This is a genomic window from Amycolatopsis panacis (assembly GCF_003600245.1).
GTDB lineage: Bacteria > Actinomycetota > Actinomycetes > Mycobacteriales > Pseudonocardiaceae > Amycolatopsis > Amycolatopsis sulphurea.
Window position 1 is genome coordinate 1 of record NZ_QZFV01000105.1, and the last position, 14,251, is coordinate 14,251.

Below are 14,251 nucleotides of genomic sequence, written 5' to 3' on the forward strand. Positions count from 1 at the left end.
CCCCTTTTACCGCCCTGACCTGCATCGCGTCCACCGACGCTCGTGACCAGTCAATCGCTCCGGCAGAACCGAGCAAATCCAGCATCATCTGATGCAGCCGGGCGAACACCTCCGCCTCGACCCACTCGGTGAACCGGCGATGCGCGGTCGCAGCACTGACCCCGAACGAAGCAGGCAACGCTGACCAGGCACAACCGGTTTGCAACACGAACAGGATCGCGGCCATCACCGCACGGTCGTCCAACCGGCGCCGACCTCCGCCCTGGTGGCGTTGCGGCGCATCGGGCAACAACGGATACGCCAGCAGCCACAACGACTCCGGACACCACTTCTCCACATCACTCATCGCTGATCAACGATATCGCCCACTTGGCAACACAACCAAATGAGACACGGTCTTAGGGCCGGGTTAGCGCATCAGCTCTGTGGGCGGCCCGGTCCGCGTGGTGGTCGCTGCTGCTGCTGGATGTACTGCCGCACGATTGACAACGGCACCCCGCCGCACGAGGCGGCGAAGTAGGACGGCGACCACAGGTGCCCCCTGCATGGAGAATCGGTTCACTCGCCCGGTGAACTCGTAGCGCATTCGCCGTGAGGACACACCCTTGAGGCTGTTCACCAGCTTCGACACGGTCACCGTGGGTGGGTAGTTCACGAGCAGGTGCACGTGGTCGGCCTCGCCAGCGGATCGCACTGGCCCGGGCGTTCGGGTGCGCGCGGGTGGTGTACAACGACGCGCTCCGCACCCGTCAGGACGCGTACAAGGCCGAAGAGAAGATCTCCGACACCGACGTGCAGAAGCGGGTTGTCACCGAAGCCAAGCGAACGCCGGAACGAGCCTGGTTATCCGATGTCGCGAGCGTCGTGCTGGTGCAGGCGTGCCAGGACGCCCGTGCGGCGTACCGGAACTGGTTCGACTCGATGTCCGGCACACGCAAAGGTCGTCGTGTTGGTCGTCCTCGGTTCCGGTCCCGCAAGGACAACCGGCAGACGATCCGGCTCACCCGCAACGGGTTCAGCGTGAAACCGAACGGGAAGCTGTATGCGGCGAAGATCGGCGACCTGCGGATCACGTGGTCTCGGGAACTTCCGTCCGCTCCGTCGTCGGTCACGTTGATCAAGGACGCTGCCGGACGCTATTTCGCGTCGTTCGTCGTCGGCGTAGACCACGAACCACTCCCGGAAACCGGCACGGACGTCGGTATCGACCTGGGCCTGTCGACGTTCGCGGTGCTGTCGAACGGCAAGACCATCGAGTCCCCGAAGTTCCTGCGCCGCGCGGAACGCAAGCTCCGCACAGCGCAGCAAGCCCTGTCCCGGAAAGCCAAGGGCAGCAACAACCGCGCCAAAGCACGCCTACGGGTAGCCAAGGCGCACGCCAAGGTCCGCGACGCGCGTACCGACTGGGCACACAAGAACACCACGGCGCTGATCCGCGACAACCAAGCGGTCTACGTCGAGGACCTTGCGGTGTCCGGCCTGGCGCGCACCCGTCTGGCGAAATCGGTGTACGACGCGGCGTGGGCAACGTTCCTGCGCATGCTGGAGGACAAAGCCCAGCGGTACGGGCGCGTCGTGCGCAAGATCGACCGGTTCTACCCGTCGTCGCAGATCTGCTCGGAGTGCGGGCGCGTCGACGGACCGAAACCGCTGTCGGTCCGGGAATGGTCGTGCCCCTGCGGCGCGCACCACGACCGAGACCTCAACGCTGCCAAGAACATCCTTGCCGCCGGACGGGCGGAGAGGCTCAACGCCTGCGGAGAGACTGTCAGCCTCTCCGCCTGGCGGGGAGCACGTCTCGTTGAACCAGGAACCCACCGAGGCGACCTATCGGCGCGAAGCCCGCGCCGAAGGCGCGGTAGGAATCCCGGCCGTTCACGGCCGGGAGGACGTCAAAATCGAGCAGCTGTCACCGCAGGAGTCGGCGGTCAGCTTGAGTTCCGAGGCCAGGTGCGCCGTTTCCCGGATCATGTGCCGCAGGTAGTCGAGGCCGACCGGCGGTACCCACGGCCGTGCCGGACGCAGATCGAGCGATACCAGCGATTCCGCCAGCTTGTGCCCCGCAGTGATCGAGTCGACCACGGGCACGGTGACACGGTCGGCGAGGTCTCGATGAATCGGGCTCATGCATCCGCATCCGAGCACGATCGCTTCCGCGCCCTGACTCACCAGGCGTGCCCCTTCGAGCGCGATCCGCTCGATCACTTCCTCGCGGCCGGCGTGCATCCTGGCCACCAGGCCGTCCTCCGAGATCACCCCGGACAGTTCGGCGTCCTCGGTGACATGACGAACCGCCATGCAGCGGTCGCGCAGGCCGTAGTCGGACAGCAGCCGCTCATAGAGCGACCGGGTGGCGGGCGGCCACACCGTGAGGATCGCGAAACGCGCACCAAGCCCGGCCGCGAACTGCATGGCCGCCTGGCCCGCTCCGATCACCGGAATCTCGGCCGACTCCCGCAAAAGGTGCAGCCCGTAATCCGCGACCGAGTTGATGAACATGGCGTCGAAGCCGGCTTCCTGAGCACGCATACCGGCTTCGAGGTAGGCGAGATCCATCAACCTGCGGTCGGTTTCGGTCAGGAAAACGGTGGGCACCAAGGGCGCGACGACCTCGGAGGAGAATCCGTTCCCGATGACGGAGCCCGGAACCTCGTAGTACCGGTGCCCTTCGGCGCCGACGGGGTGCAGGTTGGCGATACGCATCTTTGACATGTCACTCCAATCCCACCGGACCTCCGGTGGCCCGGTTCGGTCCGTTCACGGCAAGCGTGTTCGGTTGATGCCCGACGTCATCGGCGTCCGCCCGCTCGTGGCTGCTTTCCCGCCGTGATCCCGGCGACGGCAAGGGTGGTGCCCGTGCCGCCACGCATGCCGATCGGTGGCGCGTCAGGTCGTGCACTCGGCACGCTCAGATGACGATGACCCGGCGTCCGCGCGTGTGGCCGGCCTGGCTGTCGATTTGCGCGGACGCGGCGTCCGCGAGGGTGTAGGTCCGCTCCACCGGGATACGCAGCTTGCCCGCGGCGACAAGGCCGACGATCTCGTCGAGAGCGTCCTGCACACTGCCTGCCGTCCCGGAGAACCGCACACCGTGCTCCGGTGCGCTGAGATCGGCCATGGAGATGACCTTCTGCGGGTCTCCGGTCAGCTCGACCAGTTCGGGAACCACCCCGGAACCGGCGACGTCGAGCGCCGCGTCGACCTTGCCGAGTCGCCGCACTCGCTCGACCCATCCGGGACCGTAGGTGGTGGCGACGGCGCCCAGACTCCGAACGTAGTCCTGGCTGTCCGGCCCGGCGACGCCGATGACGGCGATGCCGCGCTCGCGGGCGACCGGCAGCACCACCGATCCGACTCCACCAGAGGCGCCGCTGACGAGCAGCGTCTGTCCGGGCTGCACGCCGACCTGGCGCAGGACACGCAGCGAGGACTCGGTGATGGAGGCATAGCCGGCCGTCTCCTCGAACGTCAGGCCCTCGGGAATCGGAACCCACGCCGACAGCACCGCGAACTCCGCGTAGGTCTGTGAGCCTTCGCCGAACACGCGGTCGCCGATCTCGACCCCGGTGACGCCCTCGCCGAGCTCGTCCACCACGCCCGACGCGTCGAGTCCCACCCCGGAGGGCAGCTCGATCGGGTGTGCGTCCCGGAACTGGCCTTCGCGAACCCGCCAGTCGTGGGCATTCACACCAGTGGCCCGCACGGCGATGCGCACCTCGCCGGGGCCAGCGTGCGGCTCCTCGGCGTCGACGAGCTGCAAGACGTCCGGCCCACCGTACTCGGCGAAGATCACCTTTTTCATGACTCGAAGATAGCACTACCAGTTGTTGTTTCACAACAGATACAGTTTTGTACCTGATAGGGTCTACTTCATGACCGATGTGCCGTTGGGACGTCGCGAGCGCAAGAAGGCCGCGACCCGTCAGAAGATCGCCGACACCGCACTGCGGCTCTTTCTCGAACGCGGGTATGACGCGGTGGGGATCCGCGAGGTGGCCGCCGCCGCCGACGTGGCGGTGACCACGGTCTTCTCGCACTTCGCCTCGAAAGAGTCGCTGGTGTTCGAGCGGGACGACGACTTCGAACAGCGCCTCACACGGGCGGTCACGCACCGCTCCGCCGACGAGCCGCTCATGGCGGCACTGCGCCGCGAGATCCAGGGGCTGATACAACACTGCACCGCCGAGGGCACCGCCCCGTACTGGCAGATGATCGACGAGTCGCCGGCACTGCGGGACTTCGAGAAGTCGATGAGATTGCGCCATGCGGAGTCGCTGGCCACCGCTATCGCGGCCGACCGCGACATGCCGGAGGGCGCCATAGCCTGCCGGACCATCGCGCGATTCGTGATCGACGCCTTCTCGCTCGGCCGCGAAGCCGCCGATCCGGAGGCCGCCGTGAACGAGATCTTCCGGATGATCGAGGCGGCCTGGGAGGTTGCGGGCGGTGCGCGGCACCTGCGCGGGACTGCTCGCCCGGGCGCGGTGAGGAGCTAGCGGTCCCCTTCCACGCGATCGTCGCCGCCCATTGCGCCGATGGCCGGCAATGGCTAGCCTCGCAAGAAACCTGATATACCGGTCGGTTTGAATTCACCCCCCTGATGGCTCCCCACGCAGAGGTCCGCCGCGCTCGGCCTCCCGGCGCGGCCGGCTTCCGCCCTTCCGCACAAGCACAGACCGACACTGCCCGCGCAGCGCTGTTGCCGGGTCTGGCCCCTTTGTGGTGCTGACAGCAAGAGGAGCACGAGATGTATAAGCCGCATATCGACGCTGATGTGCACATGACGACCCGCGACGGCGTCACTCTTGTCGGCGACCTGTACCGTCCGGCCGACGACGGTCACTGGCCGGTGTTGCTGCACCGAACGCCCTACGACCGCACGGATCCCTTCCGCGTGTCGGGGATCGTCGCGGACCCGTTGTGGCTGGCCCGCCAGGGCTTCGCCGTGCTGGTCCAGGACGTTCGCGGCCGGTTCGGGTCCGGCGGCGAGTTCGACTTCATCACCCAGGAGTACAACGACTCCTACGATGCCATCGACTGGGCCGCGGCACAGCCCTGGAGCGACGGAAACGTCGGGATCTACGGCTCGTCCTATCTCGGCATGACCGTGCTGCAGGCCGTTGCCTCGCGCAACCCGCACCTCAAAGCGGCGGCCGCCATGATCGGCACGGTCGACATGCGCCACACCGCCCGTCCGGGTGGCGCGTTCGAACTCGGGTTCCTGGTGACCTACGGCCTCGGCCTGGCTCTCGCCGGCCTCGACCACAGTTCTCTGAACCCTGCCGAACAGGAGCATGCGCGCAAACTGCTCACCGAGGCCCTCGCCGACCGGTACAGCATCGCGAGCCGGCTACCGCTGACCGATATCGCTCCGCTCGACGACAGCCGGATCGCGCCGTTCTGGACCGACTGGCTTCGTTCACCGCACGACCCGTTCTGGGACACGCCGAACCTGCTCACCGAACCGGAGCGAGTCACCATCCCGTTCCTGCAGATCAGCGGATATCGGGACTTCTGCGCTCCCACCCAGTTCCGGCTCGCCAACCGGCTGGCCGGCAACGAGAACGCCAGTCTGATCGCCGGGCCGTGGACCCACATGAGCACCTACACCGCGTTCAGCCAGGTCGGCGCACGCGTTCTCGACAACGCCGCGGCCGGCGTGCCGACGTGGGGCCCGGTGCTCGCCGCGTACTTCGACCGTCACCTGCGCGGCGGCGATGGTTCGGACTATCCCCTCGCCGCGCCATACCTGTCCGGGCCCGGACAGGTCACCTACTTCGTCGGCGGGTCGAACACCTGGGCACACGCGCCCTCGTGGCCCCCGGCGTCGACGGCTCAAGAGTGGTTCCTGGCCTCCGATGGCGACGCGCGGACCGCGAGTGGTGACGGCCGATTGACCACCACGGCCGGCGACCACACGGGCGCCGCTTCCGACACTTTCACCGCCGATCCGCACAACCCGTTCCCCTCACACGGCGGGGCGGCCATGTTCGACGCCGGCGGCGGCGCGGCGCTACCGGAGGGTATCCAGGATCAGCGCGTGGTCGACGGACGCGAGGATGTTCTGGTCTATACCAGTGCGCCGTTGACCGAGGATCTGACCATCGCCGGGCAGGCCGAGCTGGTCGCGTTCGTCACCAGCACCGCACCGGACGCGGACGTGTGCGTCACCTTGGTGGACGTCGAACCCGACGGTTTCGCCGTCAACGTCGCCGATGGCGTGCAGCGAGCGCGCTACCGCGACGGCACGGACGATGCGTGGCTCGACCCCGAGGAGCCCAGCACCGTTACCGTCACACTGTCCGACGTCGCACACCAGTTCAGCCGCGGCCATCGCATCCGTGTCCAAGTCGCCGGATTCAGCTTCCCGCGATACAGCCGCAACCTCCACACGCGCACCGTTCCGGAATTCGCGACCCTCGACGAAGCATCCGTCGCGCAGCACACCCTGCACCACGCCGCGGCGGCTCCCTCGACGCTGCGGCTGCCCGTCCGCAAGTCCTGAACAACCAATACGAGTAGAGGAGTCCACAGTGTCTCAAGTTTCAGAACTTGTTGTCATAGCCCAATTGCGGGCGAAGCCGGGCCAAGGCCCCGAGCTGCTGTCCCTGCTGTCCGACCTGGCCGCCGAGGTGCTGCGCACCGAACCCGGCACCTTGCGCTACGCGTTTCTCGTCGAACCGGACACCGACCCGCTGCGAGTGACGGTGATCGAGGGCTATGCCTCGCGCGCCGCCGCCGACGCACACAACACCGGGGTGCTGACCAACTACCTCCCTCGGCTGCTCGAACTCCTCGACGTGGCTCCCGTGACAGTCGAGCTGCAACCGGCGGAGATGAAGGTCTCCACCGACGACGAGGCCGCCGTTGCCAGGCTGAGCGTCTAGCCGCCTCGTGTGGGTATCCAGGCCGGTGGTCGTGCGGCTGGCTGTGGAGGTGCGGTTGCGGCGGTCCGGGATCGTGCTGGCGCATCGCCGTCGAGCCGGGCTTGCCGTTCACCGCCTGGAACCCCCGCCAAGCTGGTCGGTTACCTCGCCGAACGCGCCTGGACCGGGGCGGGCACCGCGAGCCCGGCAGGTCCTGCGCAAGGAGGACGTGTCGTGGCAGGCGACGAAGACCTCCGCTGTTCACCGAGTGACCTGTTCTGTCCCCGGCAGGACGACAACCCCTTCGACGACCCAACATCTTCAACCACGCCAATCGGGTCGCGCTCGTCATCCAGAGCGGCAACGTGGTCAAGGATCACCGTTGCGCCCGGCCGCCCGGTACCAGTCGGACATCGGCCGGGCTCCCTCCGGCCCCGATCACACATCCGGCCCGCTCGTGTGTCGCCGCACGAAATCCACGGCGATCGTGGCCACGTCCTCCCACCCGGAGTCGAAGACCAGCGAGTGGCCACGGCCGGGTATTTCCTGGATCTCGGTGAGGTCGGCGTTGCGGGATTGTTTGCGGTAGGAGGCGTTCGCGATCGCCCACGGCACGATGTTGTCCTGCTCGCCGGACAGCAGTTTCATCGGTCCGCGGTCGGGTCCTTTCGTGATCACCTTGGTTTCGCTGCGCGGGTTGAGATTCGCGAACGCCGCCTGGAACAACGGAATACCCGAGCCCGGCACCGGAAACGCGTCGTACAACGCGCGCGCCTCCCGCTCGGACACGGCGTTGGCGAACCCGAACCGAAACTGCTCGAAGGTCAGCATGACCGACCGCCGATGGTTGGCGGGATTGCCGATCACCGGCCAGGCCGCCTTGAGTGCGGAGAACGGCAACGGCAGCACACCGCGGAACGGCCCCGGGTCGATCGGCACCGAGCACACGGCCAGCCCGCGCCCGGCCAAGCGCTGGGTAATCAGGCCGCCGAAGGAATGTCCGACAATGGCAGGCTTGCGGTGCAGCTTGCCGATCGCCTCGGCGTAGTGATCGGTCACGGCTCCGACGGACTTGCCGGCGAACACCTCCGGGTGGGCGCGGCCCTCGGCCACGCCGGCCGGGTCGTCCGGCCAGCCTGGCGCGACGGTCGCGAACCCGGCCGCGTCGAACAGGCGCCGCCAGGGATCCCAACTGCCGGCCAGCAGCCATAGTCCGTGCACGAATACCACCGGCTGTCGCCCGGACGCGTTCGCATCGTCGATCTCGGCCAGTTCGCGGGGGGTGAGGGTCATGATCAAGTCTCCGTCTGCCATCAGGCGGTCGTTTCGGCGGGGGATGTGCGGGATGTGCTGGATGCAGTGCCGCGCGGCACTGTGGTGGCCGGTGTACTGGCCGCGGTCGCGACCTGGCTGTCGTACAGCGCGTTGAGCATCACGAAGTCGTGGATGATCCCGCTGTAGCGCACGGCCGTGGTCGGCATTCCCGCGGCGCGCAGCGTGGCCGCGCAGTACCTCGGCGTCGGCGGTGATCACCAACGCCGGTGGCGGTCTCGCCAACAACCACCGCATGCCCGCGCGGGTGCAGGCGAAGCGGTGGTAGGAATCGATGTCGAAGGCGGCGTCGGTGACCGGATAGAACACCACCTGCTGCACGAAGCCGACATCGCGACGTTGCTTGGTCCGCAAAGTCACGGCGATGGCCAAATTGCCGCCCACTGAGTCGCCCGGGACAAGGCGGCCGTGGGTGTGCGCGTCGCCGAACACCCACTCGGCGCCGTGCACGTAGACGATCACCGGCAGCGTGCCCTCCGCATCCGGCGGGCGGACCACGCGGGCCTGGCCGTCCCGGTCGAGCCGCCCTTGATCGTGATCCACTTGTCGTGGACCTCGGGCTTGGCGATCTCGCTGCGCTGTGCTTCGTCCACGGCCGCGCGGTCTTCGGCTGAGGGCAGCTGGCAGCGGAACGGCGGGTTCGCGGTGGCGTGGGTAGCGGGCTCAAGTGACAGGTGGTGCGGGTTGGCGGGCATGGCGACTCCTCTGGGCCGACGTCGTGTGGCCCGTGCGGGTTGGAGTCTTGTGATGCCTGGCGAGGCGGGCAATGGAGTGATCACCAGTCGGCCGCGCCCGCAGATGTGCGATGCTCCATTTCGATGTGGAGCGCAGCGGTACAGTCCCGGACATGGTGGCGGATCGGGCGGCGTGGGCGGAGCTGATCGGCACCGTTCGGGCCGAAATCGACGAGGCGATCGAGAACACGTTACGCGGCACGCGCACGTTGCCCACCTACGAGGGCGTCAGCGACGACGCCAAGCGCGCGCTGGTGACACACAGCTACACGACGGTACTGACCGGCATGCAAGATCGGCGTCGGCCCGACGGCAGCGAGGACGGCGAGTTCTTCCAGCAGGCCGGCGAGACCCGGGGACGGCAAGGCGTCACCATCCGGGACATGCTGGCGCTCTGGCGCATCGGACTGGAGAACCTGCACGCCCTGGCCCGACGCGTCGCCGCACCCTGCCCCGGTCGCGACGCCCTGCTGCTGGAGTTCCTCGAACTCGCCCTGGCGTGGGACGACTTCGCGATGATGCACGCCGCCGAGGGCAACCGCCGCGGTGAGCTCAGCGTCGCCCGCGAAATCCAGCACTCACAGACCAACTGCGTGCGCCGTGTCCTGTCCGGCACCGCCTCGACCGCCGAGATCCGCGCGGCCATCCGACCGCTGGGCCTGGATCCGCACGGCAGCTACCACGCGGTCCGGGTCCGGCCCATGCCTGGTTTCGAGATGGAGGCGATCGAACGCTTCCTGGACGCCGACGGCCGCCAACGCACCGGCAACGGACTGCTCGCGCTCATCGACGGAGACGCCTGCGGGTTCATCGCCACCCTGCCGCGCACCGGGCCGCCGTGCGCGGTCGGTGTAGCACCGCCCGCCCCCCTGGTCGCCATGCCCAGCGCCTTCCGCCAGGCCACCCGCGCGCTGGACACCGCGCTCACCCTGGGTTTCAAGGGCCTGTTCGAGATCGGCGACCTCGGCGTGCACCCGGCCCTGGTCACCGACGACGAAGTCGGCGACGTCCTGCTCCAGCGCTACCTCGAACCCGTCCTCGCCCTCCCCGGCGGCGAGGCGATCGTCAAAACAGTGGAGCGCTACCTGGTCAACGACCGCAGCGTCGACATCACCGCCCGAGAACTCGCCATCCACCCCAACACCGTCCGACAACGGCTGGGCCGCTTCGAGAACACCACGCAACGATCCCTCCGCGACACCGAGGCCGTCGTCGAACTGTGGTGGGCACTGCAACGTCGCCACCTCACCACGCCGTGACGAAGCCGAGAGCCACAAACCTTGCCTTCGGCTGAGCAACTCCGATGTCGCCACGCCGGAGTTGGCGGGGCGCTTTCCCAGCAGGCCCACCGGGTCTGCGCCCGCAGCCTCAGCTCGCGCATGATGCGATCGTCGGTGCAGAATGCCACCTCGTGGCCCTGGCGACGCAGCCGGCGGGTCAACCGGCCTCGGGTGTGTCCTGCGCGTCCCGCAGGGCGTTGGTCAGGCAGGCGTCGGCGACATCCCGCTCCGACGGTGGCCGGCGGCGGGCCTTGCGGTAGGTCCTGGGCGCGAACTGGATTCCGTGCGCGCAGAGCACATGGCAGATCGACACGGGCGATCGTGCTGTGCTTGACGAGCAATGCCACGCGCCACCCGGCGTCGCTGTGGATGTGCCGGATCCAGCGTCGCTCACGGCCGCGACGCTGCGGCGCCTGCGCCACCGCCATCGTGATCAGCTCACTGCCGGTCAGCTCCGGTCCTGGCCGAATGCGGGCTCGGCATGTCGGCCGAAATTGTGTCGGTTCCGGACGATATCGTGGTCCTCATGCAGAAAGTCACCATGCTCGACATCGATGCCGGCGAGATCGAAGCGGTGGTGGGTAGCACTTTCTACGCCCGGGGTCTCGACTACGCGCGGCGGAATGCGGTGCTCAGCCTCCGATGGAGTCCCCGGGACGAAGCGCTGCATGGACAGGTGCTGGGCCGGGGCAAGGTCTACACAACGTCGGCTTACTTCTCGTCCGTCGACGGGTCGTCCTTCGAACTCGAGCATGGCGAATGCAGCTGTCCGGTCGGTTTCGACTGCAAGCACGTCGCGGCCTTGGTAGTAAAGGCCCTCGCGGCTGATCAGCCACCCGCCAGGCCGGGCAGGCGGCAGGCCCCGGCCGGTAGTGCCCGCCGCGCGGCGAAGGCACCGAGCTGGCAGCAGTCTCTCGGAGCCTTGCTCGATTCGTCATCCACTGGGTCGCCGCATGGCGCGGAGTCCATACCGCTGGCGATCGAGCTGTCGTTGTCGGTGAGCGCAGGCCAGCCGGTGCCTTCCGCCCGGCTGGTGCAGCCGGGCCGGGTGGGCTGGGTCGGCGGCACCTTGAGCTGGAACAAACTGGACACGCTGACCTACCAGGGCTACCACACCGCCCAGCTGCGGGTGCTCAGGGAGCTTTACGCCGTCCACCGGTCGGACAATCAGAATTCGGCCTTCTACGGCTATGGGGACATGAAGTCGATCGATCTGTCCAATTACCAGAGCAGTCGGCTCTGGCCGATCCTCGACGAAGCGGCGGCTGTCGGAATTCGCCTGGTACATGCGAAGAAACTGCTCGGCGACGTGGCCCCGTACACCACCGCTGAGCTGTGCCTGGACGTCACCGAAGACACCCCGTCCGGATCGCTCACGGTGGCGCCGGTACTCACCGTGGCGGGCGGAAACACCGACGTCGTCCCGATACGGTTCCTCGGCGCGAACGGCCATGGCCTTCTCTACACTGAGCAGGCGGACGTCGAGGCAAGTGACGATCCCAGCCACTGGCACCTCCGGCTCGCCCGGCTGGCGATCCCCGCCGCGTCACAGCTGCAACGCATGCTCCTGACTGACGAGCGCATGAAGATCCCGGCCGGCCAGACCTCCCGTTTCCGGGACGAGTACTACCCACGTCTGCGGCACATCGCCCCGATCGTCTCCTCCGACGAATCCTTTACGCCACCGGAGATCTCCGCTCCGACGTTGACGCTGCACGCGTCCTATCACGATGGCCACGCGCTGGAGCTCGGCTGGGAGTGGGCGTACCAGGTCGGCGAGTCCCAGGTACGCGCGCCGCTCACGCCGGCCCGGCCGGAGGACGGCTTCCGCGACCCCGAGCGGGAACGCGCCATTCTCACCGGACTCGAGTTCCCGCCGGAGCGGCTCGGCATGACACCGGCCGATCCGGCCTTACCCGGCGAACCGGGCCGGATCGAATCGGTGCCGGACGGTGTGCTGCGCGGCATCGACACGATGCGTTTCAGCACCGAGGTACTGCCCCTGCTGACCGACCTGCCTGATATCGAGGTCGAGATCAGTGGCAGCCCCGCTGATTATCGCGAGGCCGGCGATTCACTGTCCGTCAGCATTTCAACCGAGGAAATCGCGGGCGAGACGGACTGGTTCGATCTCGGTATCACGATCAGCGTCGAGGGCCGGGAAGTTCCATTCGCCTCGGTTTTCGCCGCGCTGGCCACCGGCCTGCCGTACCTGCTGCTCGACGACGGCGCGTACTTCTCCCTCGAGAAGCCGGAACTGCAGGCGCTGCGTCAGCTGATCGAGGAAGCCCGCGCGTTGCAGGAGACCTCCGGGGACTCGCTGCGGATCAGCCGCTACCAGGTCGGCCTCTGGGACGAGCTGGCTGCGCTCGGGGTCGTCGGCAGCCAAGCCGCGGCCTGGCAACGTCAATTGGCCGCATTGCGCTCGATCGACGGCGGGGCCGACACGGCACAGCCGCCGGCAACGCTCGACGCACAGCTGCGCCCGTATCAGCTGGAAGGCTTCCAATGGCTGGCGTTTCTCTGGAGGTTCCAGCTCGGCGGCATCCTCGCCGACGACATGGGGCTGGGCAAGACCCTGCAATCCCTTGCCTTGATCTGTCACGCGAAGCTGGCCGACCCGGCCTTGGCCCCCTTTGTCATCATCGCCCCGACCAGTGTGGTCTCGAACTGGGCCGCCGAGTCCGCCCGGTTCGCGCCGGAGCTGTCCGTGGTGACCATCGGTGACACCACCCGTCGGCGCGGAAACACCCTGGCGGAAACGGTCGCGGGCGCGGATGTCGTGGTGACCTCGCATACGCTCTTCCGGCTCGACTTCGACGAGTACGCCGAGCTGTCCTGGTCTGGGCTGATCATGGACGAAGCCCAGTTCGCCAAGAACCACCAGTCGAAGATCTACCAGTGTACCCGCCGGCTCGCGACGCCGTTCAAGCTCGCGATCACCGGAACACCCATGGAGAACAACCTGATGGAACTGTGGTCGCTGCTGTCGATCACCGCGCCCGGACTGTTCCCCAACCCGGCCCGATTCGCCGAGTACTACGCCCGGCCGATCGAAAAGCAGGACGATGCCGACCTGCTCGCCAGGTTCCGCCAGCGGATCAAGCCGCTGGTCAAGCGCCGCACCAAGGAACAGGTCGCCGCAGACCTGCCGGCGAAGCAGGAACAAGTGCTCGAAGTCGACCTCGCACCGCGGCACCGCAAGATCTACCAGACTCACCTGCAGCGTGAGCGGCAGAAGGTGCTCGGCCTGATCGACGACCTGAACCGGAACCGTTTTACCATCCTGCGTTCGCTGACCTTGCTGCGCCAGCTCAGCCTGCATCCCGGACTCATCGACGAGAGACACGGCAGCGTCCCCAGCGCGAAGATCGACGCACTGCTCGAACAGATGCGGGACGTCGTCGACGGCGGGCATCGTGCTCTGGTATTCAGCCAGTTCACCGGCTTCCTCGATGTCGTGCGCCGGAACCTGGAGGCCGCCGGGGTGGAGTACTGCTACCTCGACGGCAAGACCCGGAACCGAGCCGCCGTGGTGAAGAAGTTCACGACCGGCACCGCGCCGGTGTTCCTGATCAGCCTCAAAGCGGGCGGCTTCGGGCTCAACCTCACCGAGGCCGACTACTGCTTCCTCCTCGACCCGTGGTGGAACCCGGCGACCGAGGCCCAGGCCATCGACCGTACGCACCGGATCGGCCAGACCCGCAACGTCATGGTCTACCGGCTGATCGCCAAGGGCACCATCGAAGAGAAGGTGATGGAGCTCAAGGCCCGCAAGGCCGCACTGTTCGCCGGGGTCATGGACGAGGGCAACGCCTTTGGCGGCAGCCTGGACGCCGAGGACATCCGCGGCCTGTTCGCCTGAGCCATCGCTTTCGGGCACAGCTGCGGATACAAGTGCACGCACGTGAATGGTGAGGAGTGATGATCCGTAGCTGCGCGCATGGGGAGGACGACTGACAGCTCGCTCGCTTCGCGACCTCTACGCCGGTGGAGCGCGTCATCCGGACCGGGTGGCGGCGGCGGTCGACGACGGGTA

At 67.5% G+C, this 14,251-nt stretch carries 11 protein-coding genes and 2 pseudogenes; 6 read left to right on the forward strand and 7 right to left on the reverse strand.

Translation table 11 applies throughout. The features are described from left to right. On the reverse strand, nt 1-346 hold a 346-nt coding region (locus D5S19_RS22540; RefSeq protein WP_147397490.1), incomplete at its 3' end, for a transposase. Between the two features lie 71 nt (nt 347-417). Then, a pseudogene (tnpA, locus tag D5S19_RS22545) lies at nt 418-682 on the reverse strand (IS200/IS605 family transposase); the annotation flags it as partial. Between the two features lie 41 nt (nt 683-723). Here tnpA and D5S19_RS34220 point away from each other — a divergent pair. After that, nucleotides 724-1,710: pseudogene (locus D5S19_RS34220) on the forward strand (RNA-guided endonuclease InsQ/TnpB family protein); the annotation flags it as partial. 165 nt (nt 1,711-1,875) lie between these two features. Here the strand turns inward: D5S19_RS34220 and D5S19_RS34225 are convergent. Further along, on the reverse strand, nt 1,876-2,712 hold the full coding sequence (locus D5S19_RS34225) for an aspartate/glutamate racemase family protein (RefSeq protein ID WP_120025404.1): 837 nt from the start codon (nt 2,710-2,712) through the stop codon (nt 1,876-1,878). A gap of 196 nt (nt 2,713-2,908) precedes the next feature. Continuing rightward, nucleotides 2,909-3,802: an NADP-dependent oxidoreductase gene (locus D5S19_RS22560; RefSeq protein WP_120025405.1), complete on the reverse strand. Its 894-nt coding sequence runs from the start codon at nt 3,800-3,802 to the stop codon at nt 2,909-2,911. 70 nt (nt 3,803-3,872) lie between these two features. Between D5S19_RS22560 and D5S19_RS22565 the strand changes: the two genes are divergently transcribed. The 3 genes from D5S19_RS22565 (at nt 3,873) to D5S19_RS32085 (ending at nt 6,887) form a co-directional block, all read left to right on the forward strand. Then, nucleotides 3,873-4,496, forward strand: coding sequence for a TetR/AcrR family transcriptional regulator (locus tag D5S19_RS22565; protein ID WP_120025406.1), 624 nt, complete (start codon nt 3,873-3,875; stop codon nt 4,494-4,496). Between the two features lie 251 nt (nt 4,497-4,747). Continuing rightward, nucleotides 4,748-6,505, forward strand: a complete 1,758-nt coding sequence (locus D5S19_RS22570; RefSeq protein WP_120025407.1) for a CocE/NonD family hydrolase — start codon at nt 4,748-4,750, stop codon at nt 6,503-6,505. Between the two features lie 28 nt (nt 6,506-6,533). Beyond that, complete coding sequence (locus tag D5S19_RS32085; protein ID WP_158605610.1) at nt 6,534-6,887, forward strand: putative quinol monooxygenase; 354 nt, start codon at nt 6,534-6,536, stop codon at nt 6,885-6,887. A gap of 417 nt (nt 6,888-7,304) precedes the next feature. Here the strand turns inward: D5S19_RS32085 and D5S19_RS33865 are convergent, their stop codons facing one another. After that, nucleotides 7,305-8,741, reverse strand: a complete 1,437-nt coding sequence (locus D5S19_RS33865; protein WP_325050304.1) for an alpha/beta fold hydrolase — start codon at nt 8,739-8,741, stop codon at nt 7,305-7,307. Beyond that, the gene (locus D5S19_RS33870; RefSeq protein ID WP_325050305.1) at nt 8,657-8,893 is read right to left on the reverse strand and encodes a hypothetical protein; all 237 of its coding nucleotides are present in this window, start codon (nt 8,891-8,893) and stop codon (nt 8,657-8,659) included. Before D5S19_RS33870 ends, D5S19_RS33865 begins: the two co-directional genes overlap by 85 nt. A gap of 152 nt (nt 8,894-9,045) precedes the next feature. Here D5S19_RS33870 and D5S19_RS32545 point away from each other — a divergent pair, with 152 nt between their 5' ends. Next, nucleotides 9,046-10,191, forward strand: coding sequence for a PucR family transcriptional regulator (locus D5S19_RS32545; protein WP_199730636.1), 1,146 nt, complete (start codon nt 9,046-9,048; stop codon nt 10,189-10,191). A 178-nt stretch (nt 10,192-10,369) separates the two neighbouring features. On the opposite strand, the gene D5S19_RS32090 is transcribed toward D5S19_RS32545, so the two are convergent. Then, complete coding sequence (locus D5S19_RS32090; protein ID WP_158605611.1) at nt 10,370-10,525, reverse strand: hypothetical protein; 156 nt, start codon at nt 10,523-10,525, stop codon at nt 10,370-10,372. Nucleotides 10,526-10,738: 213 nt separating this feature from the next. On the opposite strand from D5S19_RS32090, the gene D5S19_RS22595 reads away from it, so the two are divergent. After that, nucleotides 10,739-14,077 (forward strand): DEAD/DEAH box helicase, encoded by a 3,339-nt coding sequence (locus D5S19_RS22595; protein WP_120025428.1) that lies wholly within the window; start codon nt 10,739-10,741, stop codon nt 14,075-14,077. Nucleotides 14,078-14,251 lie beyond the last annotated feature (174 nt).

Bases quoted from the DNA above. Each gene is read 5' to 3' on its own strand.
- D5S19_RS22595 (WP_120025428.1), top strand. From the start codon at position 10,739: ATGCAGAAAGTCACCATGCTCGACATCGATGCCGGCGAGATCGAAGCG.
- D5S19_RS32545 (WP_199730636.1), top strand. From the start codon at position 9,046: ATGGTGGCGGATCGGGCGGCGTGGGCGGAGCTGATCGGCACCGTTCGG.
- D5S19_RS22570 (WP_120025407.1), top strand. From the start codon at position 4,748: ATGTATAAGCCGCATATCGACGCTGATGTGCACATGACGACCCGCGAC.
- D5S19_RS34225 (WP_120025404.1), bottom strand. From the start codon at position 2,712: ATGTCAAAGATGCGTATCGCCAACCTGCACCCCGTCGGCGCCGAAGGG.
- D5S19_RS22565 (WP_120025406.1), top strand. From the start codon at position 3,873: ATGACCGATGTGCCGTTGGGACGTCGCGAGCGCAAGAAGGCCGCGACC.
- D5S19_RS33870 (WP_325050305.1), bottom strand. From the start codon at position 8,893: ATGCCCGCCAACCCGCACCACCTGTCACTTGAGCCCGCTACCCACGCC.
- D5S19_RS22560 (WP_120025405.1), bottom strand. From the start codon at position 3,802: ATGAAAAAGGTGATCTTCGCCGAGTACGGTGGGCCGGACGTCTTGCAG.